Genomic DNA, 23,951 nt, shown 5'->3' with positions numbered 1-23,951 from the left:
CATTGCCTATCGATTGCCCATAGCCGGTTTACCTTCAACCAATCATCGCTCAATTGTTTGAAGATCTCCCGTTCGTTGTCGCGCGGCAGGCGACGGTCGGTTTCCCTTCAACGAACCTAAGCCCACGTAGGTTTTTTGAAGGGCTCCCGACAGCATCGTCCACTATTTTATTCTATACTTACTATACAAAAGTTGTTTCAATTATACAATAACTTTGTTGATTTGTCATGGAAAAATTTATTTTGTCAACTGTTTCTCCAAATCGTTGAACAGCTTAAAGACAATAATCCGCTCACCCGTTCGGGTGCTTAAATCGGTATGAAAGCTTTTTACTTTTTCACCCGTGATTTCCAAAATCATCTTCTTCAAATCATCGACGCCCGATTCCACCAAACTCGTCCGCGACCGTTTCACCGCCAGCATCCCTTCCTTCGATTCACAAAGAGCGTACTCAGCAGGTGTCAAGATGCCATGCAGGGAAACGATAATCATATCACGCAAAATATCGGTTTTCACCGACACCGAGCCGCGGCCGAGAAAATCTTTTTCCCATTTCGTCAACGCTTTGCTGATTTCCGATTCCATCCAACCTTTTGACTTGTTCATGCCCTGATCCCCCTAACCAACCCGCGGCTTCCCGCCGCCATCCGCCACGTTGCACTGATAAACATTATTATAGCCGTAATTGGTGGATAGCGCTAGAGCAAAATGGGCAAGGCGCCGACAGAAAGCGGATTCATTCGCGTTTTGCCTGAGGCATGAGGCATCGTCTATTGGAACAAGAGCAGCGGCCCCGCACCGATCGCGCCTGGGTCGATACCGGCACACGGCCGCCCCTGTTGAAACAAGAGCGTCCGTTGTTCCGTTGGCCAGCAGGGAAAACAAACGCCCTTGCCTCACATCCTGCGGCCCTATTTTTTGTTGCAGCTGGGAAAAACAAAAACCAAGCCATTCCTCCTCCCCAATAACCCCGTAATCCAACCTGCACGGAAACGTCGCCAAGAAAAAGCAAACCGGCTTTCTCCTTTCCAAGCTGGCTACTGCTGGATACACCGGAGCGACCGCAGCCGGTTCAGCGCCGCCGCCAGCTCGAAGCGGCGCGGGCGAGCAAGTTCACCCGGATTCCCTTTTCGGAACGAAACTGAGCCTAGCCCTTGACGGTCCCATTGTTCTTCGATCGCATCAAGTAGTTGGCGGATGGTTTTCTTCCCGTCGAGCCATCCTTTTCGTTCCATATACAGCAGCGCCGCGGCAATCGCCCGAGTCTGGCTGTCATCGACCAGCTGCTCAAGCGCATAAAGCAATAGATCGGTTTGCCCGTACTGAATAACGTGCCGTCCGCGCGCGACGGCTTTTGCTTTTTTTCCTTTTTGGCTGTTCAAACTTTCGGGCAGGGGAATGCGCTCGCGAATGCGGCCGAACGACTCTCCGCCTTCCGCTTTCCGTCCCGACGGCATCTCTGCAGCGATCCGCTTCGCCTCTCCGGTCACATCAAACGGGACGTACTGCTCCATTTTGATCACGCAATCAGCGATATCCAAGTAATCCCCCAACCCGCCGACGACAAGAACCGTCGAAATGCCGTAATCGCGAAATAGTTGACGCGCCTTGTCGATATACGGCGTGATTGGTTCGGCTTCTTTCGCCACGAGCGCCTGCATGCGTCCATCGCGGATGAGCAAGTTCGTTGCGCTTGTATCTTCGTCAATCAAAAACGCCGATGCCCCCGCTTCAATCATTTCGATCATGCTCGCGGCCTGTGAGGTGCTGCCGCTCGCGTTTTCCGTCGAAAACTGCGTTGTCTCTTTGCCGTACGGCAACGCGCCAATGAGCGGCGAAATGTCAACACTGGCGACGCTCCGGCCGTCTTCGGCGCGAATTTTCACCGCCCCGCTGTCGGTGATGACAAACTCCCGCCCGTCGCCGGCGATATGGTCATACACGCCGTGCTCTAACGCCTGAAGCAGCGTCGATTTGCCGTGATACCCGCCGCCGACAATAAGCGTAATGCCTTTTCGGATGCCCATGCCTTTCACCGGCTCGGTGCAGTGCGGGATCGGGATCGCGATCTCCAGCTCTGGCGGGCTTTGAAACGGTACGGCCTCGCATTGCAGCGGCTTGTCGCTCACTCCGCTCTCCCGCGGCAAAATCGCGCCGTTTTTGACAAACGCCACCAAACCATGCTCGCGCAAATAACGGCGAATGGCGTGCTGCTGATCGGCCAGCTCCACCGCCGGGCGGATGTCTTCTTCCCGAAGGCCGTACACCGCTCGCTCAATGACGGATGGAATTTGCTCGAAAAAGATGACCTCGGCTTCTTTCGCCAAAATGCGCCGTCCATTCGCCGGCAAACCGACCGATAAACAAACCGTAATCGTCTCGTCAGCCACTTGCACCGCCGTCCGCTCGAGCACTTTTTGCCCCGGCGCATCAATCAAGACGAGTCCACTTTTTCCCGACCCGCGCGCCCGCAGCGGCCATTGCCGCAATTCGCGGTGGACGCGGCGCAAAAGCAAATCCTCACAGCGAGTGCGGCGCGGTTTCGTATCGGTCCACTCCGCTGCCAGCGCCGTTTTCGCCCGCGGCACGATCACCCGCACCTTGGACGGTTCGGCAAACGGATCGCCTTGCACATGGTCAATTGCAAGCGTAAACGTTGGGAACCGATACGTACCTTCGATCGCTTTATATGCCTTATAGCCTTTTTGGTCGATCGACCGCAGCCGTTGTCTCAGTGTTTCCATCCAACCATCCCTTTCTTTTTCCCTTGACTCCTACTTCTAACAGACACCTTTCAGAATTGGATCCAACTCCAAGAATGCCCAGCCATGCCTAATGGATTCTGCGTGACACTTCCATAGCAATGTTCAGTCCTTGCCTTTGTTCTAAAACGACCCCTATGCACCATTTTGATTGTACCGCAAACCCATCCTCTTCATCCATCACCAGCAAAAACAGCGGCCCGCCTATTCTTAGGGCGAGCCGCCTGCTGCTTAACGATCTTTCATCTCTATCCAAATTAGACGATGCAAAAGGTGATTCGTTTCTCCTTTGCCGCTAAACGAAAACGCCATCACCATTACGTCCCGCAAAACGTCCGGTACGGGCGGTCGGACGGCGGAGGCAGTTCCGCGTATTTCTCTTGCTCCGGCGAATAGGCGTACGGATCAGACAGCGCTTCAAGGAAACGCTCCATCACGCTGTAGTCGCCGTCATGGACCGCGGCGGCCAACGCCTCTTCAACCCGGTGGTTGCGTGGAATCACAGCCGGATTATGGCGGCGCATCCGTTCATACGCTTCCTCTCTTGACACCGATTCTTGGCTGAGCCTTGTCTGCCAGCGCTCATGCCACTCTCGGAACTCAGCGGAATCAAACAGCGCCATCCCCGTATATTCGCCTAACGTCAACGCCCGGAACGTGTTCGTATAATCAGCGCGGTGCGCCTCCATCAGCCGCAATAAATCCGCAATCAGCTTCTGATCCCCTTCCTGCTCCTCGGCAAGGCCGAGCTTCGCCCGCATCCCGCTAAGCCAATGGTCGTGGTATTGCTTCGGATAGTGGTCAAGCGCCCCTTGGGCAAGCGCGATCGCTTTTTCTTCATTCTCATCAAGCAACGGCAACAAGCTTTCCGCAAACCTTGCCAAATTCCAGCCCCCGATGTACGGCTGGTTTCCGTACGCATACCGCCCTTCCGTATCAATCGAACTGAACACCGTCTCCAGGCTGTATGTGTCCATAAACGCGCACGGCCCATAGTCGATCGTTTCCCCGCTGATCGTCATATTGTCCGTGTTCATCACCCCGTGGACAAAGCCGACAAGCTGCCATTTCGCGATCAGTTCCGCTTGGCGTTCGATCACTTGTTCAAGCAAAAACAAATAGCGGTTCTCAGCTTCCTCAAAGCCAGGAAAATGGCGCCAGAGCGCATAATCGGCCAGAGCGCGCAACTCCTCTATCGTCCCCCATTGCGCCGCGTATTGAAACGTCCCGACGCGCAGATGGCTCGAGGCGACACGGGTCAACACCGCCCCAGGCAATTCCGTTTCGCGCATAATCGTCTCTCCCGTGGTGACGACCGCAAGACTTCGCGTTGTCGGGATGCCAAGCGCGTGCATCGCCTCGCTCACAATGTACTCCCTCAGCATCGGCCCAAGCGCCGCCCGCCCATCACCGCCGCGCGAATACGGCGTCCGGCCCGAGCCTTTCAGCTGGATGTCCACCCGCTCGCCGCTTGGGGTGACGTGCTCGCCAAGCAGCACCGCCCGTCCGTCGCCAAGCATCGTAAAATAACCGAACTGATGCCCCGCATACGCCTGCGCCAGCGGCTCAGCTCCGTCTGGAATTTTGTTTCCAGCTAAAACGACCACCCCATCTTCACTTCGCAACGCTTCCTCATTCAGCCCAAGCTCTGCGGCCAGCGAACGATTCAACACCGCAAGCTTCGGCGCGCGCACCGGCGTGGGGAGGACGTTGCTGAAAAAGCGCTCCGGCAGCCTTGCATAACTGTTGTCGAACTTCCATCCTGCGTCCAACATCGTCATCTCCTTTGCGGCCAAAACAGCCTTTTTATATGAGTTTATTGTACGGCAAAGCGGGCGGCATGATAAACCGAAAACGCGCGATCCTAAACCAAAAACCGAACCGTCAACGTTCGACGAAAACCACCATATTTTCTCTTTCTTTCTCGCCCCGTTTCTTTGTATAATACCTGTGAGGAGGTGAGAAAAAGTGGAAGAGAAAACAATCATTCAAGCGGTGCTTCAAGCGCTCGAACAGCATTCTGACAAAATTAGCTCGAAAATGCAGGAAATGGAGCAACGACTGCATCATGAAATGCAAACGATGGAACAGCGACTTCACCATGAAATGCAAACAATGGAGCAACGACTCCGCAGTGAGATGCAGGAAATGGGACAACAGCTCCGAGCAGAAATCCGTGCTGTTGAGACTCGGCTTGAGGCCAAAATCGACTCCCTTCGTGAGGAAATGCAACAGATGAACAGACAACTGAACGAACGAATCGACCACCTTGAAGAAGAATTAACAGATACTCAAGCCTCGGTCGAAGTGTTGACAACAAAAGTGCTCCACCACGACCGAAAACTTCGCCAACTGACCAAGCAAGCGTAACCCCTCTCAGTTAGCCAGCCATTTTCCCTGTCCACCGCACGTCAAAAACCGCTTCCGTTTCATCTTCCATGTTCATCTTGATGAAACGGAGCGGTTTTGGTGTTCACAGAACACCTACTCCCTATCAAAAAATGAATCGCGTTCGACATAGCATACTCTCAATGCATAGCGCTTGTGCTACTCACACACTCTTCATTTCACCAATCCATGCCGAAACGCATAAATAACCGCTTGCGTCCGGTCTTGGACGCCAAGTTTGGCGAGGATGTTGCTTACATGCACTTTCACCGTTTTAAGTGAAATGAACAATTCATCGGCCATTTCTTGATTCGTTTTCCCTTGCGCCATCAACAAAAGCACTTCCATCTCCCGGCTCGTGAGCTGCTCATGCGGCAGGCGCTCTTCTTGTTTCCGATAGTTTCGCATCACTTTTCCGGCCACTTCCGGTTCGAACACCGATTGCCCGTGGAACGTGGCGCGAATGGCGTCGGCAATTTCGCTCGCTTTCGATGTTTTCAATAAATAGCTCGTCGCCCCTGCTTCAAGCGCGGCAAACACGTTTTCATCATCCAAAAAACTCGTCACGACAATGATTTTCGCCTCCGGCCACGCGCCGATGATTTCGCGCGTCGCGGCAATGCCGTCCATCGGTTCCATCACGAGGTCCATTAAAATGACATCCGGACGCAACTGGAGGGCGAGCTCCACCCCTTTTTTACCATCTTCCGCCTCGCCAATCACCTCCATATCTGGTTGGGCGGATAAATACGCCGACACGCCAAGCCGCACCATTTCATGATCATCGACAAGCAGCACCTTAATCACGGTCATCCCCCCTGTGCAAAAGCGGCACTTTCACTTCCAACCTCGTTCCTTGACCTTTTAAGCTGACAATTTTCAACATCCCACCGATTTCCGCCGCCCGCTCATACATGTGCTGCAACCCGTACGAGCCGCTTTTCGAACGTTCCACATCAAAGCCAACGCCATCGTCGGTGACGCGCAAAATGGCAAACCCGTCCCGTTCGATGAGCAATACTTCCAACGACTTCGCTTTCGCATGGCGCAGCGTGTTGGAAAGCGACTCTTGCAAAATGCGGAACAGATGGTCCTCGACTCCTTTATCCAGCGAAATGTCTTCGATTTTCCATTTCATCTCGAGCGGCACTTTACCCGCCAGTTCAGTAAGCAGTTCGTTCATCCCTTCTTGGAGCGATTTTCCTTTCAGATGCACCGGCCGCAAGTGCAGAAGCAGCGCCCGCATTTCCAATTGCGACTGGTGAATCATTTGTTCGACCATTTTCAGTTGCTTCCGATGGCGTTCATCATCGGGCGGCATCGTTTCCATGACGGCTGACATCATCATCGAAGCGGCGAACAATTGTTGGCTTACGGAATCATGCAGTTCCCGCGCCAGCCGCGTGCGTTCTTCGGAAAGAATGCGTTCAACGAGCCGCTCTTCCTGTTCGGCCTTTTCCGCCGCCAATTTTTGAACGCGTTTCGTTTGCTCGAGCCATTGCGTTTGCAGCTTCACGATTTGCCGCCAAAGCTCTTGCAGTTCCGGCGGCGGCTCTTCCCGATGCAACTCCCCCATCTCTCCTTGTTCAATGTGCCGAAGCGCCTGCACAACCGCTTGCCATTGCTTGCGAAAGAAGGAATCAAGCATAAGTCCAACAGCAATCCCCATACACAGGCTTACAGCGAACACAAACAACAAAAACGGCAACCCCATCACAGTTTGATCCCACAAAGACGACCACATTCCAGGCGGAAGGAAATAGAGAAAGGAAATGAGCAACGCCACAGCAAGCGCAAGCGCAAGCAAAACAGAAGCGAGCATCGGTCGGCTCATACGCGTGTCACCTCGACATTGCCAATGATCATCGAGGTGACGATTTTTAGCTTTTGCTCCGCTTGATCATACGAAGAAGTTTGATAAATGAGCGTCTCGTTGAACATTTTCTCCTGTTCCTTGCCAAACAGCGAGGCAACACCAAAAATGGCGGAATGAACGAGCCGTGTTTCAATTTCGTACGGAACGAGAATTCGAATGTTGCCGATCAACCCTCTCACGATAATGACCGCTTCCCCTTTCGGAAGCACAGTATAGCCGACATCAATGACCGTATCCCCGATCCCCGTTTGGATATTGACATCATTCCACTCATACACCCGTTCTGAGGTCGCTTGCCGGCCAACCCATACATTTTGAAACAGTGGTTGACGGCGCACGATTTCCTCTCCCCCATACGAGTTCTCAGCCATAGTCGGGCGGATCACCGTCGGATGCCGCTTCGACTGAAACAATTGCCAAAGGGCATAACCCAACAGCGCGACCATGACAAAACGAGCGGCCATCATCGTGAACACATGAATGGCCAACATGATGCAGCCAAGCCAAAACAGCCATTTTCCTTTCCGCCGATGCCATTTTTTCCTTCCAACATAAATCAAACAGACCGATATACTTAACGAAAACAGCACGCCCGGGCGAAAAAACGAAATTTCGATTGCAAAAAGGAGCAGTGTCACCAAAACAACCCAACTGACATAGTCAGTTTTCTTCCGTTGATCAAGCATGTGGGGAGCCCCCTGTTGTCCAAAATGAAAAAGGCGTAACCATGTACGCCTTTAGCATATCCGGTTATTTTCCTTCCTGCAACTGCTTTTCCAGCTGAGCGATGCGCGCATCGATCGTGCTTCGGTAATAATCGGAACGAACTTGCTGCTCAAGGCGGTCAAGGTACACTTCCGCATCGGCGAACGCCGCCAGCGCCGGGCCGGTGTCCCCGTTGACCACCCGATGGATGCGGTAGTGCGCCCGAGCCGCATTCTCCCGCCCCATCAGCTCCATGCGCCGCATTTGCATATCTTTCAGCTTATGCTTCATTTCCTCATATTTCGCTTCTAACTCAAACAGCTCGCGGCTCGTTTGCTCGAGCAGCTGTTTTAAGCGGGCCGCGCGTTCCGCATATTGCGCTTGTTCACGCCGCGCAAATTCGGCCAGCTCCATTTCCCCGGCTTGCGTCGCCACCTCCGCCTGCTTGCTTCGCTTTTCCGCCATCTGTTCGGCTTCGCGATGTTCGCGGGCAAATTGCTCTTTCAGCACATATTGGCGCTCGAGCAGCTGCCGCACCCGCTCGACTTCCTGTTCACATTGGCGCAAATAGTGATTGAGAAGCGCGATCGGGTTTTTCTTTTCTTTTTCGTCAAGCCATTCATGGAGATCGGCTTCAATGATCGTTTTCAAGCGTGAGAACACACTCATCATCGATTCGCTCCTTTTCCATTGATTTCATGAATAATGCTTTTGCAGCTCCGCCCATTGTTTTTCAAAGTTGACAAACGGGTCGTCTGCTTCTGGAACGACGCGCTCGTCTTTCACCCCGTTCCATTTTTTATACACGACATACAGCACATACGCCGCGACAAGCGCGATGAGCGCTGGCACATTCGAAGCGCTGGCCGCCAACGCCGCACAGCCAATGAGCGCCCACACCACTTTCCCCAATGTCGACGGGGCTTTCAAACATTTCTTGAACGCATAGTACAGCACCGCCAGCGTGATTGCCAACCCGACAAGCGGCCCAAGATGAAACAGCAGCACAAGCAACGCCACCGCGCCGGCAACGAACAGCCCGATCTTTTTTGCCATCCTTTCTCCTCCTTTCGTCTTCCATCTTACCCGAGTCCCCTTCTTTCCATCATGAACCAGGGATATATTTTGCCTACAACCGGAGGCGTATTTTTTTCACCGAGAGAGCATGCATCGGCTCCTCTTGCACCACAAGGTTGTCATAGCTTCCATATCAGAAAGCCTTGCCAATTTGAATTGTTTTAGGGAAATTTTTGACCATTTTCTTAATCTATTCTAAAATGGAATTGCCCTCATAATGGAGATTCCTCCCATTGTATTCAGGGCGTCTCTTTCATTTCACAGGAAGAACCGCAAACACCAGGTTCGTATTGCTTGACAAGGAGGAGCGTTGATGGAATCTCAAGTTGTCAACGAGGTTAAGGCTCTGTACCAACGACTGTTGGACGGATGGAACAACCGAAACGCCCGCGATATGGCGCAACTGTTCGCAACGGACGGAGAGATGATCGGCTTTGACGGAAGTCTAGCGTTGGGATCGGAGGACATTTTCTTTCACTTGGATTCGATTTTCAAAGACCACCCGACCGCACGGTTTATTAGCAAAGTGAAGAACGTTCACATCCTGAATCCTCAGGCAGCTATTTTACGTGCGATCGCCGGCATGGTTCCCCCTGGAAAATCCGATATCAATCCCGCGGTCAACACCCACCACACGATCGTTGCCATAAACCGGGATGGCGAATGGCGAATTCAGCTTTTCCAAAACACTCCGGCCCAGTTTCATGGGAGACCGGAACTCGTCGAGCAGATGAGCGAAGAACTGCGGCAGTTGATCTAAGTACAAGTGCCGCGGTTGATTTAAGTAAGGTGAGCATGGCTTTCCATTTGTGCTCTGTTCATGATTTACACACCCAGGGTGTAAACGTTCCCGTGTCCCGGATATATGACTTTTGCACCTTTCAACTTTAAATCATGCCAGCTTTGCTTGCTTTTATCATCGTCTTCCATTACTAAATTCGGGGAATATAAATCGCCGATAAAAGCAGTACCGTCTTGAAATACGAGCGAAATACTATCATCAGAATGTCCGGGCGTTTTGATTGCCTGTGCAGGAATGTTATGTTCTGTGAAAAATAACCCTGCTTCATCAATGCTTAGCACAACATTCGAATTCATATCTAATGGCAAATAGGACCGATCCTTCCTGAGCATATTCTCCATCACTCGAATATAAGGTGCCTGATGTTCAAACAAAATAAAGGAAGTTCCAAATCTCTTAATGTTTTCTACCATGCCGGCATGATCAGGATGGAAGTGTGTCACGAACAGATATTTTATCATCTCTGGCTTAATGTTATAAGTTTTTAAAGCTTCTCTATATTGGCGGATGCACCCTGGCCAACCGGCATCTATGGCAACGTAAAAATCGTTTACCTTTACCAAATAACAATTTGTGTGTCTTATCGAAATACAATAAGTCCCCATGAGATTCCCCCTTCTTCGGGTCTTTATGTTCGTGAACTACATTTTGGGTTCATAACTAAACTCGTTCACCAACCTCTCGATGTTTTCGATTTTCCTTTTTACCTCTCGCTGACTCTGACTGGTTTCGAGTTTTAAAAAAGGGAAGAACGTGAGCGTTTCTCCCCCCTTTCTCCCTCTCATTTTTCTCTCATTTTGATCCTTTTTCCTTGATTTTTCAATGATTCCCCCACTTTTTCTCCCTCTCTTCTTTCTCCCAAAAAGGAGTGGAAGAACCCGATTTCATTTTCCATTGACACTCCACACGGCTGAAGCCATGTGAAGTGTCAAAATTGCAGCGTTAATTTCGCCACCGCTTCCACATGCGCCGTGTGCGGAAACATGTCGACCGGCTGGATGTAGTCGACGCGGTATTGTGCGGCCAAGGCATCGAGATCGCGGGCGAGGCTGGATGGGTTGCACGAGACGTAGACGACCGTTTTCGGGCGGACGTGGAGAATCGTTTCAAGCAACGCCCGGTCGCAGCCGACGCGGGGCGGGTCGACGATGATGACGTCCGGCTTCCAGCCTCCTTTCACCCATTTTGGCAGCCAATATTCGGCTTTGCCGACGACATAGTGCGTGTTGGTGAAACCATGCTTTTTGGCGTTGTTTTGCGCGTCTTCGATCGCTTCCGGAATCGTGTCCATGCCGCGCACTTCTTTGGCATCGCGAGCAAGCCACAAACCGATCGTGCCGACGCCGCAGTAAGCGTCAACGATCCGCTCCGTTCCGGTGAGGGCGGCCGCTTTTTTCACTTCGTCGTACAATTTCACCGTCTGCAACGGGTTGAGCTGGAAAAAGGCACGCGACGACAGTTCAAACGACAAATCGCCGAGCGTTTCTTGAATATATTCGTCGCCGGCGAGCACTTCTGTCTCGTCGCCGAAAATAAGCGACGTTTTTTCGCCGTTGATGTTTTGCACGATCGATTTCACTTCTGGGAGGCGGCGGCGAATTTCGTCAATGAGCAGCTGTTTGCGCGGGATGTCTTTTGTCGCCGTCACCAGCACAAGCTGGATGTCGCCCGTATGGAAGCCAACGCGGACGACGATCGTCCGCACGACGCCCGTTCTTGTCCGCTCGTTGTAAATCGGGATGCGCAAGTCTTGCAAAATCGTTTTCACAATGTTCGTGACGCGCGTCGTTTGCGGATGCTGGACGCGGCATTCCGATAAATCGATGAGCCGGTGGGAGTTGATGCCGTACAGCCCGGCGAGCACCTTCCCTTCCTTCATTCCAACTTGAAACTGGCTTTTGTTTCGGTAATGCCACGGGTTGTCCATGCCGATCGTCGGGCGGATGTCAAGCTTGTCGACATCGAGGCGCCGGGCATGACGGCGGAGCGCCTGGATGACAATGTCGCGCTTCGCCTCGAGCTGCGCCTCGTACGATAAGTGCTGCAACTGGCAGCCGCCGCACTGGTCATAGAGCGGGCATGGCGGCTTGATGCGGTTTGGCGAGCGCTTGCGGATGCGCTTGATTTTCGCCTCGGCGTAGGTTGGGTGGATGTCCGTCGCCTCAACGATGACTTCTTCCCCCGGCAACGCACCGGGGACGAAGACGACTTGTTTTTGGAAATAACCGACCCCTTCGCCGTTAATGCCGATCCGTTGAATCGTCACCGGAAATTGCTCGCCTTTTTTGATTTTGATGTTCATTTGTTGCTTTGCCATATCGGTCCCTCTCATTCGATACTTCTCCATAAATAAAGCGCCGCATAGCTGGCGTACGGCTTCCACCGCTCGCTAAGCGCCGCCATCTCTTTGACAGTTGGCCGCTTCGGAAGCCCGAACCATTTTTCGACCGCCCGCTGCAAACCGATATCCGCCGGCGGAAAGACGTTCGGACGGCCGAGGCCGAAGAGGAGGAAATTTTGCACGGTCCACGGACCGATGCCGCGCACGGCGGTCAACCTCTCCATCACCTCGCCGTCTTCCATCTGCTCGAGTTCATCAAGCCGCAGCTTCCCCTCGGCAATGAGGCGCGACACATCGACGATATATTCGGCTTTCCGCCCGCTCAGCTGCAAGGCGCGCAAGTCATCGTACGAACGGGCGGCCACTTCTTCCGGGCGCGGGTAAAACCAAACGCCGTCCCGCTCCTCGCCAAACGCTTTCACAAACCGCTCTGTGAGCCGGTAACCGACTTTAAGATGAAGCTGCTGGTGGATCAAACATTTCATTAGGCAAAAATACAAGTCAAAATCGAGCACAAGCGGCAGCCCCTCATACTCGGCAAACAGCGGCGCCAGCTCGGTCGCGCGAAAATGATCATACACCAGAACGAGCGGCGTCCGCCATTGAAATAAATGAGAGACGCGCTCGATGATGTCTTCCTGCCGCTTGGGATGCGGCGCCGAGACGACAAAGCGAGGATCGTCTTTTGTGCCGATGCTTTCAATCACGACCGGCACCTTTAAACCATCGAGATGAAGCGGCACGGTGATGCGCCGCCGCTCTAAATCGACCGCCAGGAGCGGATCCAATGCAAGCCGTTCAAGCGCGTGGGCGAAATCATACGGCGCCGGCACAGTGATCGTTCGTTTCCACATCGTTCTCACCTTTCTCATTTGTCCGTGCCCCTATTATAACGAAAAACGCCCCGTCGAACCAACTTGTTGGCAGGACGAGGCAGCGGCATATGGTTCGGTTGACAGAACGAGGCGGGTTTTCGAATGGTCCAACACACAACGTTTCGTACCGCTTTTGTGCTCAAGTGATGAAAGCGGCTTACGGGCGAAACAGCCACGGATGAAGGCCGGCCTTTTTGGCCATAAGGTCATCGAGGCTGGCAAACGTATACCCTTGTTTGCGCAAGTCGTCGATCACCTTCGGCAGCGCGTCGGCGTTGTCTTTCGATACGGAGTGCAGCAACAAAATCGCGCCTGGGTGAATTTGTTTCATGATTTGGTCATAGGCATATTGCCAGCCGCGCTGACGGTCGGTTTGCCAGTCGACGAACGCCAGCGACCAAAAGACGTGGTAATAGCCGAGCTCGCGGGCGAGAGATAACGTCCGTTCGCTGAAAATGCCGCGCGGCGGGCGAAGGTACATCATCCCTTTTTGCCCGGTCAGCTCTTCTGTCTTTTCCTTGACTTTTTCCAACTCTTCGCGCACCTGCTCATCGCTTTCAGTTGTTAAATCGGGATGATGCCACGAATGGTTGCCGATGATATGCCCTTCCGCCGCCATCCGTTTGACTAAATCGGGCGCTGTTTGCAAATAATGGCCAGTGACAAAAAAGGCGGCCGGCACATGTTTTTCTTTCAATACGTCCAAAATTTGCGCCGTATAGCCGTTTTCATAGCCGTTGTCAAACGTCAAGTAAATCGTTTTTTCACTCGTATCGCCTAAATAAAAGGCGTCATATTTGGCAAGCAGCTCATCGAGCTCTTTTCCCGCCGACGGGGGCTCGTGGTTTTCGCTCCGCTTGAATCCCCAATGGATCGCTTGATTGCTTGCGGCAAACGCAGAAGCGGGAAAAAGCGCAATCGCTAAAACGAGAGAAATAAGCCATCTCATGCCTGGTTCCTCCTTGGCCGCCGTCTTTTCCTCATTTTTATTGTTTTCGCCCTCAGCTGCTTTACGCACGCCATTTTTTGCAAAAAAAAGCCCCAAAAGCGAGCGCTTTGGGGACCGAGAAGAAAACGGGATCAGCTTGTGAATACCAATAGCCATGTGCTTGAAATTCAGCTCTCCCTCTTACTTGAACACCGGCTCTTTGAACTGGGCCAGCTTTTCAAGCGACGATTTTTCCACATCTTCATGCAAGCTGTTGCCGTGCGAATCCATCGTGACAACAGCAGTGAAGTTTTCGACGCGCAAATGCCACATCGCTTCGGGGATGCCAAACTCCAGCAAATCAACGCCTTCCACGGATTTGATGCAATCGGCGTAATATTGCGCCGCGCCGCCGATGGCGTTCAAATACACGCCGCCGTGTTCTTTTAACGCTTGCAGCGTCTTCGCGCCCATGCCGCCTTTGCCGATGACAGCACGGACGCCGAATTTTTTCATGATGTCGCCTTGGTACGGCTCTTCACGGATGCTTGTCGTCGGGCCGGCAGCTTTGGCGTGCCAGCGGCCTTCTTCATCTTTTAACATGACCGGGCCGCAATGGTAAATGATTTGCCCGTTCAAATCGACGGGGGCATCGTGATCCATCAAATATTTATGAATGGCGTCGCGGCCGGTGTAAATGACGCCGCTGATGCGGACGACGTCGCCGACGCGAAGCTGGCGCACTTGTTCTTCCGACAGCGGCGGAACAAGGTCGATGACGCGCGTGTCGCCTTGTTCAAGCGCCGCGGCGGCTTCCGCTTTTTCCAACTCTTTTGCAAAATCGACGTCTTCGCCGTCTTGGTACAGCCATTCGATGATCTCACCGGTCGCCGGATCGATTTTCACGCCCATGCGCCGGAACGCCCAGCAGTTGTAGGCGACCGAAACGAAGAAGCTCGCCGGGATGCGGTGCATGACGCCGATTTTACAGCCAAGCAGCGTCGATTCGCCGCCAAAGCCCATCGTACCGATGCCAAGTTTGTTGGCGTTTTCCATAATGTATTCTTCGAGTTGGCGCAATTCTTCGATCGGGTTGACGTCATCAACCGGACGGAACAGCTGCTCTTTCGCCAACTCATAGCCGGATGAGCGGTCGCCGCCGATGCCGACGCCGATAAAGCCGGCGCTGCATCCTTGCCCTTGCGCTTGGTACACCGCATGCAAAATGCATTTGCGGATGCCGTCCAAATCGCGGCCAGCGCGGCCGAGCCCCTCGAGTTCACACGGAAGGCTGTATTGGATGTTTTTGTTTTCACAGCCGCCGCCTTTTAAAATGAGGCGAACGTCAATGTAATCGTTTTCCCATTGTTCGAATTTAATGACCGGCACGCCTTCCCCTAAATTGTCGCCGCTGTTTTTGCCGGTGAGCGAATCGACCGAGTTCGGGCGCAGTTTGCCGTTTTTCGTCGCTTCGGCAATGGCGGCCCGGATCGCTTTTTTCATTTCGATTTGGTTGACGCCGACCGGCACTTTGATTTTAAACGTCGGCAAGCCGGTGTCTTGGCAAATGGGAGACACGTTTTCATCCGCCATCTGAATATTCTCGACGATCGTATTGAGCGCCATGGCCGCCCGCGTGCCGGCGTTTTCGCGCGCTTTCGCCCGAGCGATCGCTCGACGGACATCCTTTGGCAACTTCGTAGATGTTTCCACAATCAAGTCATACATGCTTTGCTGGAATTTTTCCATGCTGATTCCACGCCCTTTCCTTTTGGATCGCCCTATTGGCAGTTGTCTCATCTTCTTCTATTATACTGCTTTTTCTCGGTTATGGAAAAAATCTTTCTTTTCTGTCTCATCAGTCCCCCGCCCGCCTCATAGGAATGGGATAGAGGATCAGCGGCCAAAACGATTGACAAGCGGAGTGACTGTTGCCGATAATGAACGTTGGGACTTTGAATGGAAAGAGGAGAAGACCATGCGCTCATCCACCATGCCAGCCATTACACCGGCGTATGACCCTTGGGAAGCGTACGTCGATATTGAAGAATATGGAAAACTACAACTGACGAATATTGAGTTTACCACAACGACGCTTTGCAATATGCGCTGTGAGCATTGTGCTGTTGGCTATACGTTGACAATGAAAGATCCCGAGGCGCTGCCGCTTGATATGTTGCTCCGCCGGCTCGAGGAAATTCCGCATTTGCGGTCATTAAGCATCACCGGCGGCGAGCCGATGCTGTCATTAAAATCCGTCGAACAATACGTCGTTCCCCTTCTCCGCTACGCGCACGAGCGCGGGGTGCGGACGCAGCTTAATTCGAACTTGACGTTGGATTTGTCTCGCTATGAACCAGTCATTCCGTATTTGGATGTGCTCCATATCTCGCACAACTGGGGGACGATCGACGACTTTGTCGAAGGTGGTTTTGCCATGATGGAGCGGAAGCCGACGCGCGCCCAACGCGAGAAATACTTCCAGCGCATGCTTGACAATGCAAAAGCGCTGGCAAATGCCGGCGTGATGGTATCGGCGGAAACGATGTTAAACAAACGGACCGTCCGCCACTTGGAAGCGATCCACCGCCAAGTTGTCGAGGCAATGGGCTGCCGGCGCCATGAAATCCATCCGATGTATCCGAGCGATTTTGCCAGCGCTTTAGAGACGTTGAGCTTGGACGAATTGCGCGAAGCGATTCACCATTTGCTTGACATTCGCGACGAAAACGTCTGGATGCTGTTTGGCACGCTGCCGTTTTACCCGTGCAGCGACAACGAAGAAGATGTGCGCCTATTGAAGCGGCTGTATGAAAGCAAAAACGTCACCGTGCGCAACGATCCAGACGGACGTTCACGGCTCAATGTCAATATTTTCACCGGCGATGTCATCGTCACCGATTTCGGTGATGAACCGCCGCTTGGCAACATCATTCACGATTCGCTGCCAGACGTGTATGACAAATGGCGGCGCTCAAAGCTTGCTAGGGAGCTTCTTTGCCACTGCCCGTCGGCACGCTGCCTCGGACCGAACGTCCTTGTGAAGCAGACGTATTACCGCGGCGTCGATTTTACGAAGCGGTCCGCGCGCATTGGCCGATAAAAAACGTCAAGGAGCTTTTCCTTGACGTTTTATCTTGGCTGTTCACTCACCACATATGACATGTACAGGCGATCCTGCACCGGAATCCACGCCCCAACCCCTCTTGTCGTCACGTTTTTGACGACAATTTTCTTTTTGTTTCCTTTGAGCACGACGTACACTTCCCCGTATGTTACTTTCCCTTTTTCATTCACCGCCGGAGCGTACGCGTACAAATAACCTATTTTTTTCGCCGGTACGTTGTACGGTTGGTCTTTTTTCGTGCCAAGGCCGACAACCGTGCTGAAAGAGAGCGGCAAGTTCGTCTTTTCCATCGCTTTGTTTAACATCATCCGCTTAACCGCGTCTTCATTCGGCACTTTCACCGTCAACCCGCCGCGGACGTATTTTTGCATTTCTTGTTTATAGTACAACTTTTGCGCCGTATCGCCGCCGCGGTTATCAAGGAAATTCGTGTTGACCTTTTGATATTCCCAGTTCGTCGACGTTTCGATCGACTGGTAATTGAGCGGCCATTGGCCTAAATAAATCGTCGCTCGATAGCCAACGGCCCATGGCGTGTCGGTCGCCGAAGATTCATTAAAGAGATGGATCAATTCGGGATTCTCAATTTTCACATTCGCCGATCTTAACAGCTGTTTTGTAAACGAGCTCGGTTCCAAATGCGGCAAATCTTGCGTCGGGTTCGGATACGTATTTTCTTTCGATATATCAATCACCGCACCGGGCGCCGGTTTGCCGGCAGCCGCCAGCGCCGAAAACGCCGCCGCATAAAGAAGAAGCACGCTCACGAACAGCGAAACAGCCCACTTTTTCATCGTCTTCACTCCTTTCTTCCCACGTTATTCACTGTTAGTTTCTTTCAAAATGCGCCGTTTATCCGCGGCGGCGAAAATTTTCCCCGTTTGGCGCCCCACTTCCCGCACCCGCCAAAAAAACACCCGGACGGCGAATACCCGGATGCAGTCACTTACAGCAAGTAAAAACCGATGCCCATGATCGTATAGGCAGCGAGCAATGTTGCTCCTTCAAACCAGTTCGTATCACCATCATTTGACAGCACGATCATCAAAAGGACGGAAGCAGCCATCGCCACCAGCTCAGGAAGTGAAAAGACAAGCGGCATTTTTTCCGGAAACAAAAGCGAAACGAGCACAAGCACCGGCGCAACGAACATGGCGATTTGCAATGTCGAGCCGACGGCAATTTCCACCGCGACATTCATTTTGTTTTTGTACGCCATAATAACCGCGGAAGCGTGCTCCGCCGCATTGCCGACGATGGCCACGATGATGATCCCGATAAACAGCTCGCTCCAGCCGAATGACTCAGCGACCGTTTCAAACGTGTGAACGAGCCGTTCCGATAAATAGGCGACCGCAACCGTCGCCAGCGCCAAAATGGCGGTCGCTTTCCCTTTGCCCCATTCGGGCTCTTCATGTTCTTCCACTTCTTCTGATTTATGCTGATATACGCCGCGATGGGTGACAAGCCGGAAATAAAGGGCAGCGGCGTAAAGCAAGATCATGATGATCGAAATGCCAACGCTCAACGCGACTTGTTCGCTGTGATTCATATGCATGGTAAACACTTCCGGAATGACAAAAGCGATGAAGATGGCAAAAGTCAGCAGCCCGGCATTATGACGAGCATCATAAATGTTGAATTCTTGCCGCTTATATTTTAGTCCGCCGACAAAAAATGATAGCCCAGCCACCAAAAGCAAGTTCCCGAGCACCGAACCGGTTAAGGAAGCGAGCACGACGTCAACGAGTCCAGCCTGCAAGGCAAAAATGGAAATGATCAGCTCGACCGCGTTGCCAAACGTCGCGTTCAACAGCCCGCCAATGCGCGGTCCGGCGACGATCGCCAAGCTTTCCGTCGCTCGCCCCATGTAGCTGGCGAGCGCAATGATCGTCAAACAGTACAACACAAACATCAAGACAGTCGGCCAATGAAGAAACCCGCCGATGACCGACACCGGCACGCCGATCCATGTCATCCAAGCAAACACCTTGTTCATTTCTCTTCCACCTTTCCTCTTGATTGTTTTCGTTGCATTGACCGCCGTTTCTATGTACGATGGATAAGGGCATTCATTCGCCCTGGGAAACATCCGGCCTCGCTTGTTTGATCGGCCGGCGATTTCAACTGAAATGGGGATGCACGATGCGTTTTGCCATCTTAACCGGGATTGTCGCCGTCTCTGGTCTGTCGCAAGGGATGTTGCTGCCGCTTCTGGCGATGCTTCTTGATGAAAACGGCGTCTCTTCGTCCGTTAACGGGGCGCACGCCGCCGCCCTGTATATCGGTGTCTTGACCATTTCGCCATTTTTGGAGCGGCCGTTGAGCAAATATGGATATAAGCCGATGATTCTCCTTGGCGCTTCTATTGTAATATGCGCACTCATCCTTTTTCCACTTTTTCCATCGTTTTTCGTTTGGCTCGTTCTTCGCTTTGCCATCGGCATCGGCGATCATATGCTTCATTTTGCGACGCAAACGTGGATTACGGACTTTTCGCCGCCGGCGGAGCGCGGACGGCGGCTGTCGCTGTATGGGTGGGCGTTCGGCCTCGGCTTCACCATCGGCCCGCTGTTGGCTTCACTCGCTTCGGTCGAGAAGGCGCTTCCGTTTTATTTAGCTGCTCTCCTTAGTTTCGCCGGTTGGATCGGCGTCTTTTGGCTGCCGAACGAAAAACCAAAGCCGCTTGAACGCTCTTCGTCGGCGGCCGGTCGGTTTATTGGCGCTTGGAAACAGGCATGGCCAGCGCTTTTGTTGCCGTTTGCGTACGGTTTTTTAGAAGCGGCTGTTCATTCCATCTTCCCGCTGTACGCCTTGCGTGAGCGGATGAGCGCTGAGCAGATCGCCTTCATCTTGCCATGCTTCTCGCTTGGGGGCATCATCTTTCAGCTTCCGCTCGGAGCGCTCAGCGACCGGTTCGGGCGGCGCGAGATCATCACCGGTGCACTCTTGGCCGGCGCCGGTTGTTTTTTGATTGCCCTCACTGTCGGTGCGTCCATGGTTGGGTTGGCTGCCTGTTTGTTCACCGCTGGCATGTTTACCGGTTCGCTCTTCTCTCTCGGCATCGCCTATATGACCGACCTGTTGCCGAAAGAACTGCTTCCCGCCGGCAATTTGTTGTGCGGGATGCTATACAGTCTCGGCAGCATGACAGGCCCGCCGCTTGCCGGCAGCGTGGTGGATCTCTCTAGTCGCGCCTTTTTCCTTGCGGTCAGCGCTGTCCTCCTCGTTCCGGCCATTTGCCTCGTCAGCCGCCGGGAACAGGAAACAGCGGCTTGACCGTTTTTTTGTTTTTTATTTTTTATTTTTTCAAAAAAATCATTGACCATTTTGTTCCCTCTGTTATATAATAAAACCAAGATATCAAGTTTCTGTTTTAAAACAGTATAAAGGAGTGGCGATCATGAGCAGAACGGAACGGAAAAATATGATCGAGTTTATCGAAAAAGTGCGGGGATTGTCGCGCGAGGAACTCGCCTATATGACTGATGCAGAAATTGAATACATTTATGAGCGCTATTACCACCATCACGAAGAAATCGTTGAATAAAGCGGCAGCGGCTCGATGTGCCTGTGTTTGCATGAAAGGAAAGGTGCCCTCAAAAAAGGAAGGGCACCTTTTTTTGATTTCCATCTATACACATAAAACGACCGCCGGGGCACAATATTACAAGTATGTTGTGGTATGTTGAACGAAGAACCACCTTTTGAGACAGCTTCTTTCAATGATAGCCGTTTTGGCCGTTGGCGCTGCCACTCGTCTTATGCTTTGGTCTGTTTTTTCCTTTTTGCTTCGTGCCCCCGTCTTTTTTCGTATGTTTCGTCATCTTGATCCCCCCTATGCCAAGATCCCTTGCATTGTTACGATATCCCGCCTCGGCACCGTTTATGCACGCTAACGCTGCCGTCTTTTCCCTTCGCGCTCACAGTCAAACATGGCGTTGAGTTCCCCGCCTAAGACAAGAATCATGCCGGACAAATAAAACCAAACCATCAACACGATCATCCCGCCAAGGCTGCCGTACATCGCCGTGTAATCGGCAAAGTTGTTGACATAATACGCGAACGCCAGCGACGCCGCAATCCAGCCGGCGGTGGCAAACAGCGCACCGCGCACGACGTTGACGCAACGAAGCTGTTTGTTCGGCGCGAAATAATAAAGGGCAGTAAAGACAGCAAACAATAACAGCGAACTCGTCACCCAACGAAATGCATTCCAAACATTCAAAAACTGTTGCGACAACCCGAGAGCAGAGAACAAAAACAGCCCGATTATCCGCCCGAAGACCGGAAGCACGAGGGCAACGATGATGACCATGATCATGCCGAGCGTCAACACAATCGACAGCCCGCGTACGATCCAAAACGGCCGGTCTTCTTGCACATCATAAGCGCGGTTGAATGCCCTCATAATGGCACTCATGCCATTAGACGCTGACCAAATCGCTGCGATGATGCTAAACGACAACAATCCTCCGTTTTGCTCATCGATGAGGCGATGAACGTTCGTCTCAATGAGGTGAAGCGCCTCTTTCGGGGCGTATTGCCGCACGAGCGCAAGCACATCTTCATGCGGAATCGGCAAATACGCCAACAGCGTCATTAAAAACAGCAAAAACGGAAAGAGCGACAGAAGAAAGTAATATGCCAATTCCGCCGACAAGCGCGGGATTTCATCTTCCGTAAAACGGCGGGCCAACTCACGGATGAACGCCAAATTTACGACCATCGGCTGCCCTCCTTCCCCGTTTTTCCCTAGACGGGTGCGCCGCCCTCAAAGTCATTTTGTTTCCTCCACACCAAGTCGATGGTCGCGGATGATCCTCTCAAGCAAATGCTCGCACCCTGAGCGGACGAGGCGATACACTTCGGCAAAATTCCCGGTATAATACGGATCAGGCACATCGTCTTTTTCCCGGTCGGGAACAAAGTCAAGCAACCGGGCGAGCACCGCTTTCGAACGGGAGCCAGCCAATCGGCGCAAATCGTTCAAGTTGGCTGCGTCCATGGCGATGATGTAATCAAATTCTTCCAAGTCACGATGGTTCACTTGCCGGGCGCGGATGCCGGAGTAGTCGATCTTATTTTCCGTCAAAACCCTTCTTGTCCCCACATGCGGCGGCTCACCGACATGCCAGCTGCCTGTTCCCGCCGAATCAACGGCAATCAGACCGTCAAGCCCCCGCTCTTTCACCAAATGACGGAAGACCGCTTCCGCCATCGGCGAACGACAAATGTTTCCAAGACAAACAAACAGCACTTTAATCATCCAAACAGCCACCCCTCTCTCTATGTCCACGGTGCTTTCCACCGTTAGTTTTCCTTCATTTCTTTTCATCTAGCCCTTTTTGGCCCTAAAAGGACGGGGATGTCACGACAAAACAACTCCAGCGGGGGAGCGTGTGCGAATGGGCCAACAACTCTTGCGCGCGTTCACGACAACCATTTTGAAGAAAACGCGGTGTTTCACCAACCTTTTAGACTGGCACTATGCATGTGCACCTACATTTTACCACATCATCCGTTTTTCATCAGAAAAGCAAGCCATGCAATCTCTCCCCATTCTTCCTGCACCTATGGTACAATACATAGTAACTTGCCATGAAAGGAGTAAACGAATGGATTTATCAAAACGGTCGGCGGAAAACGTCGCCTACATGATCGAACAGTTGAAGCAAAAGTTGAAAGTGCTGAACTTGGATGCCATCAAGCCGTCCCATTTTTCCGAGGAATGGTACGATGAGTTGAGAGACATTTACGAGATGGTGATGAAACGCGAGACGTTCAGCCCAAGCGAAATGCAGGCGATTGTCGAAGAGCTCGGAAGCCTGCGCAAAAAATAACGCTCCCATCTGCTGCTAGGCAGGCAATGCAGCTGTTTCGTATAAAAACAATTCCTATCGAAAAACTATGATTGACATTATCGTCAATTGTGCTAAAATTTTAATCAATTAAATGACATGCGTTGCATACGTTGCTCGAGAGTGAGGGAGGAATGGGCTCAATGAACTCCGACAACCTGCCGCCTATAGCAAAGTGCCAATTCCAGCTAAAGAAGATCTTTAGTAAAATAAGGGGCACCCTTTCTCCCGCTCTTTCTGATTCATGCAAGGAAGGATTTTCGCCGCCGAATTGCCGTTTGGCCGCTATATATCCGACTAATTACGTGGATTTTCTTTGATTTTGTGAGGAGGAGAAACCGATGCTCACGTATGATCAGTGGGAAAAGGCGGAAAAACCGTCTTTTCCGTCCGATAATGAAACAAAAGGGGCGCTTGACGTCCTGGCCTGGGCGTATCGCGAATACGGCGATGAGATCGTATACGCGTGCAGCTTCGGCATCGAGGGGATTGTGCTGATTGATCTCATCTCCCAAGTCAAACCGGACGCCGAAATCGTCTTTTTGGATACCGGCCTGCATTTTCCAGAGACGTACGATACGATCGCGAAAGTGAAAGAAAAATATCCGTCGCTTCGCATCGTGATGAAGCAGCCGCGCTTGACGTTGGAAGAACAGAAGGCGCAGTTTGGCGACGAGTTATGGAAACGCGACCCGAACAAATGCTGTGAGCTGCGCAAAGTCATTCCGCTGCGCGAGGTGCTGACCGGGGTGACGGCGTGGATTTCCGGCTTGCGCCGCGAGCAATCGCCGACGCGGCGGCATGTCGAGTACATTAACAAAGACGACAAGTTCCGTTCGATTAAAGTTTGTCCGCTCATTCACTGGACGTGGAAAGACGTTTGGAATTACGTGTATAAACACGGCCTTCCGTACAACGTGCTCCACGACCGCGGCTACCCGAGCATCGGTTGCGCCCCGTGCACCGCTCCGGCTACAGATCCGAACGACTTGCGCTCCGGGCGCTGGGCTGGCCAAGGAAAGACGGAATGCGGTCTCCATCTCGCCTAAGGAGAGAACATTGACATGCTCCTTGCCATTGCTTTGATCGCATCCTTTTTCTTCGCCATGAACATCGGGGCAAGCGGCGCGGCGGCCTCGATAGGCGTCGCTGATGAATCGGACGCCATTCCGAATCGTCAAGCTGCTGTTTGACAGCGACGTCTATACG

General features: G+C 52.4%; 24 protein-coding genes and 1 riboswitch. Of the genes, 7 read left to right on the top strand and 17 right to left on the bottom strand.

The window, feature by feature from the left end:
- Positions 1 to 237 precede the first annotated feature (237 nt).
- The 3 genes from JCR24_RS10160 to JCR24_RS10150 form a co-directional block, all read right to left on the bottom strand.
- A complete protein-coding gene (locus tag JCR24_RS10160; protein WP_011229945.1) occupies positions 238 to 606 on the bottom strand; it encodes a Na-translocating system protein MpsC family protein in 369 nt (122 codons plus the stop codon).
- A 431-nt stretch (positions 607 to 1,037) separates the two neighbouring features.
- Entirely contained in the window at positions 1,038 to 2,744 is a 1,707-nt protein-coding gene (locus JCR24_RS10155) for an ABC-ATPase domain-containing protein (protein WP_238980560.1), read from the bottom strand.
- A 335-nt stretch (positions 2,745 to 3,079) separates the two neighbouring features.
- On the bottom strand, positions 3,080 to 4,537 hold the full coding sequence (locus JCR24_RS10150; RefSeq protein ID WP_238980559.1) for a protein adenylyltransferase SelO: 1,458 nt from the start codon (positions 4,535 to 4,537) through the stop codon (positions 3,080 to 3,082).
- Positions 4,538 to 4,730: 193 nt separating this feature from the next.
- Here JCR24_RS10150 and JCR24_RS10145 point away from each other — a divergent pair, with 193 nt between their 5' ends.
- Positions 4,731 to 5,132 carry a hypothetical protein gene (locus JCR24_RS10145; RefSeq protein WP_013522973.1) on the top strand — a complete coding sequence of 134 codons (402 nt, stop codon included), beginning with the start codon at positions 4,731 to 4,733 and terminating at the stop codon, positions 5,130 to 5,132.
- Positions 5,133 to 5,324: 192 nt separating this feature from the next.
- Here JCR24_RS10145 and JCR24_RS10140 read toward each other — a convergent pair whose 3' ends face one another.
- The 5 genes from JCR24_RS10140 to JCR24_RS10120 form a co-directional block, all read right to left on the bottom strand.
- Positions 5,325 to 5,957, bottom strand: coding sequence for a response regulator transcription factor (locus tag JCR24_RS10140; protein ID WP_013146334.1), 633 nt, complete (start codon positions 5,955 to 5,957; stop codon positions 5,325 to 5,327).
- Positions 5,950 to 6,984 carry a sensor histidine kinase gene (locus tag JCR24_RS10135; protein ID WP_013146335.1) on the bottom strand — a complete coding sequence of 345 codons (1,035 nt, stop codon included), beginning with the start codon at positions 6,982 to 6,984 and terminating at the stop codon, positions 5,950 to 5,952. The genes JCR24_RS10140 and JCR24_RS10135 overlap by 8 nt, the downstream gene beginning before the upstream one ends.
- Positions 6,981 to 7,712, bottom strand: a complete 732-nt coding sequence (gene liaF / locus JCR24_RS10130) for a cell wall-active antibiotics response protein LiaF (RefSeq protein WP_238980558.1) — start codon at positions 7,710 to 7,712, stop codon at positions 6,981 to 6,983. Before liaF ends, JCR24_RS10135 begins: the two co-directional genes overlap by 4 nt.
- A gap of 64 nt (positions 7,713 to 7,776) precedes the next feature.
- The gene (locus tag JCR24_RS10125) at positions 7,777 to 8,400 is read right to left on the bottom strand and encodes a PspA/IM30 family protein (RefSeq protein WP_015373947.1); all 624 of its coding nucleotides are present in this window, start codon (positions 8,398 to 8,400) and stop codon (positions 7,777 to 7,779) included.
- A gap of 27 nt (positions 8,401 to 8,427) precedes the next feature.
- Positions 8,428 to 8,787, bottom strand: a complete 360-nt coding sequence (locus tag JCR24_RS10120; RefSeq protein ID WP_238980557.1) for a lmo0954 family membrane protein — start codon at positions 8,785 to 8,787, stop codon at positions 8,428 to 8,430.
- A 334-nt stretch (positions 8,788 to 9,121) separates the two neighbouring features.
- Here JCR24_RS10120 and JCR24_RS10115 point away from each other — a divergent pair, with 334 nt between their 5' ends.
- Positions 9,122 to 9,568, top strand: a complete 447-nt coding sequence (locus JCR24_RS10115) for an SgcJ/EcaC family oxidoreductase (protein ID WP_060788716.1) — start codon at positions 9,122 to 9,124, stop codon at positions 9,566 to 9,568.
- A gap of 65 nt (positions 9,569 to 9,633) precedes the next feature.
- Here the strand turns inward: JCR24_RS10115 and JCR24_RS10110 are convergent, their stop codons facing one another.
- From JCR24_RS10110 to JCR24_RS10090, 5 genes are all read right to left on the bottom strand, one after another.
- The gene (locus tag JCR24_RS10110) at positions 9,634 to 10,215 is read right to left on the bottom strand and encodes an MBL fold metallo-hydrolase (RefSeq protein WP_060788717.1); all 582 of its coding nucleotides are present in this window, start codon (positions 10,213 to 10,215) and stop codon (positions 9,634 to 9,636) included.
- Between the two features lie 323 nt (positions 10,216 to 10,538).
- Positions 10,539 to 11,942 carry a 23S rRNA (uracil(1939)-C(5))-methyltransferase RlmD gene (gene rlmD, locus JCR24_RS10105; RefSeq protein WP_238980556.1) on the bottom strand — a complete coding sequence of 468 codons (1,404 nt, stop codon included), beginning with the start codon at positions 11,940 to 11,942 and terminating at the stop codon, positions 10,539 to 10,541.
- A complete protein-coding gene (locus JCR24_RS10100; RefSeq protein ID WP_015373942.1) occupies positions 11,939 to 12,805 on the bottom strand; it encodes a DNA-3-methyladenine glycosylase family protein in 867 nt (288 codons plus the stop codon). The genes rlmD and JCR24_RS10100 overlap by 4 nt, the downstream gene beginning before the upstream one ends.
- A gap of 178 nt (positions 12,806 to 12,983) precedes the next feature.
- A complete protein-coding gene (gene pdaA / locus JCR24_RS10095; protein ID WP_238980555.1) occupies positions 12,984 to 13,775 on the bottom strand; it encodes a delta-lactam-biosynthetic de-N-acetylase in 792 nt (263 codons plus the stop codon).
- 180 nt (positions 13,776 to 13,955) lie between these two features.
- Positions 13,956 to 15,503 (bottom strand): fumarate hydratase, encoded by a 1,548-nt coding sequence (locus tag JCR24_RS10090; protein WP_013146342.1) that lies wholly within the window; start codon positions 15,501 to 15,503, stop codon positions 13,956 to 13,958.
- A 229-nt stretch (positions 15,504 to 15,732) separates the two neighbouring features.
- Here JCR24_RS10090 and yfkAB point away from each other — a divergent pair, with 229 nt between their 5' ends.
- Positions 15,733 to 16,857: a radical SAM/CxCxxxxC motif protein YfkAB gene (gene yfkAB / locus JCR24_RS10085; RefSeq protein ID WP_238980576.1), complete on the top strand. Its 1,125-nt coding sequence runs from the start codon at positions 15,733 to 15,735 to the stop codon at positions 16,855 to 16,857.
- 29 nt (positions 16,858 to 16,886) lie between these two features.
- Here yfkAB and JCR24_RS10080 read toward each other — a convergent pair whose 3' ends face one another.
- Together JCR24_RS10080 and cax are read right to left on the bottom strand one after the other, a co-directional pair.
- Positions 16,887 to 17,675 carry a YfkD famly protein gene (locus JCR24_RS10080; protein WP_011229928.1) on the bottom strand — a complete coding sequence of 263 codons (789 nt, stop codon included), beginning with the start codon at positions 17,673 to 17,675 and terminating at the stop codon, positions 16,887 to 16,889.
- Between the two features lie 152 nt (positions 17,676 to 17,827).
- Entirely contained in the window at positions 17,828 to 18,880 is a 1,053-nt protein-coding gene (cax, locus tag JCR24_RS10075) for a calcium/proton exchanger (protein ID WP_011229927.1), read from the bottom strand.
- Between the two features lie 146 nt (positions 18,881 to 19,026).
- Here cax and JCR24_RS10070 point away from each other — a divergent pair, with 146 nt between their 5' ends.
- On the top strand, positions 19,027 to 20,160 hold the full coding sequence (locus tag JCR24_RS10070) for an MFS transporter (protein WP_063193725.1): 1,134 nt from the start codon (positions 19,027 to 19,029) through the stop codon (positions 20,158 to 20,160).
- Between the two features lie 124 nt (positions 20,161 to 20,284).
- On the top strand, positions 20,285 to 20,431 hold the full coding sequence (locus tag JCR24_RS10065; RefSeq protein ID WP_011229925.1) for a BH0509 family protein: 147 nt from the start codon (positions 20,285 to 20,287) through the stop codon (positions 20,429 to 20,431).
- Between the two features lie 345 nt (positions 20,432 to 20,776).
- Here JCR24_RS10065 and JCR24_RS10060 read toward each other — a convergent pair whose 3' ends face one another.
- Both JCR24_RS10060 and JCR24_RS10055 read right to left on the bottom strand, forming a co-directional pair.
- Positions 20,777 to 21,610, bottom strand: a complete 834-nt coding sequence (locus JCR24_RS10060; protein WP_015373935.1) for a YihY/virulence factor BrkB family protein — start codon at positions 21,608 to 21,610, stop codon at positions 20,777 to 20,779.
- 51 nt (positions 21,611 to 21,661) lie between these two features.
- On the bottom strand, positions 21,662 to 22,150 hold the full coding sequence (locus tag JCR24_RS10055; protein ID WP_013146347.1) for a low molecular weight protein-tyrosine-phosphatase: 489 nt from the start codon (positions 22,148 to 22,150) through the stop codon (positions 21,662 to 21,664).
- A 349-nt stretch (positions 22,151 to 22,499) separates the two neighbouring features.
- Here JCR24_RS10055 and JCR24_RS10050 point away from each other — a divergent pair, with 349 nt between their 5' ends.
- Both JCR24_RS10050 and JCR24_RS10045 read left to right on the top strand, forming a co-directional pair.
- The gene (locus JCR24_RS10050) at positions 22,500 to 22,724 is read left to right on the top strand and encodes a DUF1128 domain-containing protein (RefSeq protein WP_011229922.1); all 225 of its coding nucleotides are present in this window, start codon (positions 22,500 to 22,502) and stop codon (positions 22,722 to 22,724) included.
- Between the two features lie 129 nt (positions 22,725 to 22,853).
- A riboswitch (SAM riboswitch) is annotated at positions 22,854 to 22,958 on the top strand.
- Positions 22,959 to 23,083: 125 nt separating this feature from the next.
- Complete coding sequence (locus JCR24_RS10045; RefSeq protein WP_238980554.1) at positions 23,084 to 23,791, top strand: phosphoadenylyl-sulfate reductase; 708 nt, start codon at positions 23,084 to 23,086, stop codon at positions 23,789 to 23,791.
- Positions 23,792 to 23,951: the final 160 nt, after the last annotated feature.

It is taken from the genome of Geobacillus sp. YHL, from assembly GCF_022341265.1.
Lineage (GTDB): Bacteria > Bacillota > Bacilli > Bacillales > Anoxybacillaceae > Geobacillus > Geobacillus thermoleovorans.
Note: the sequence above shows the minus strand (reverse complement) of the source record. Positions and strands in the feature narration are given on the sequence as shown.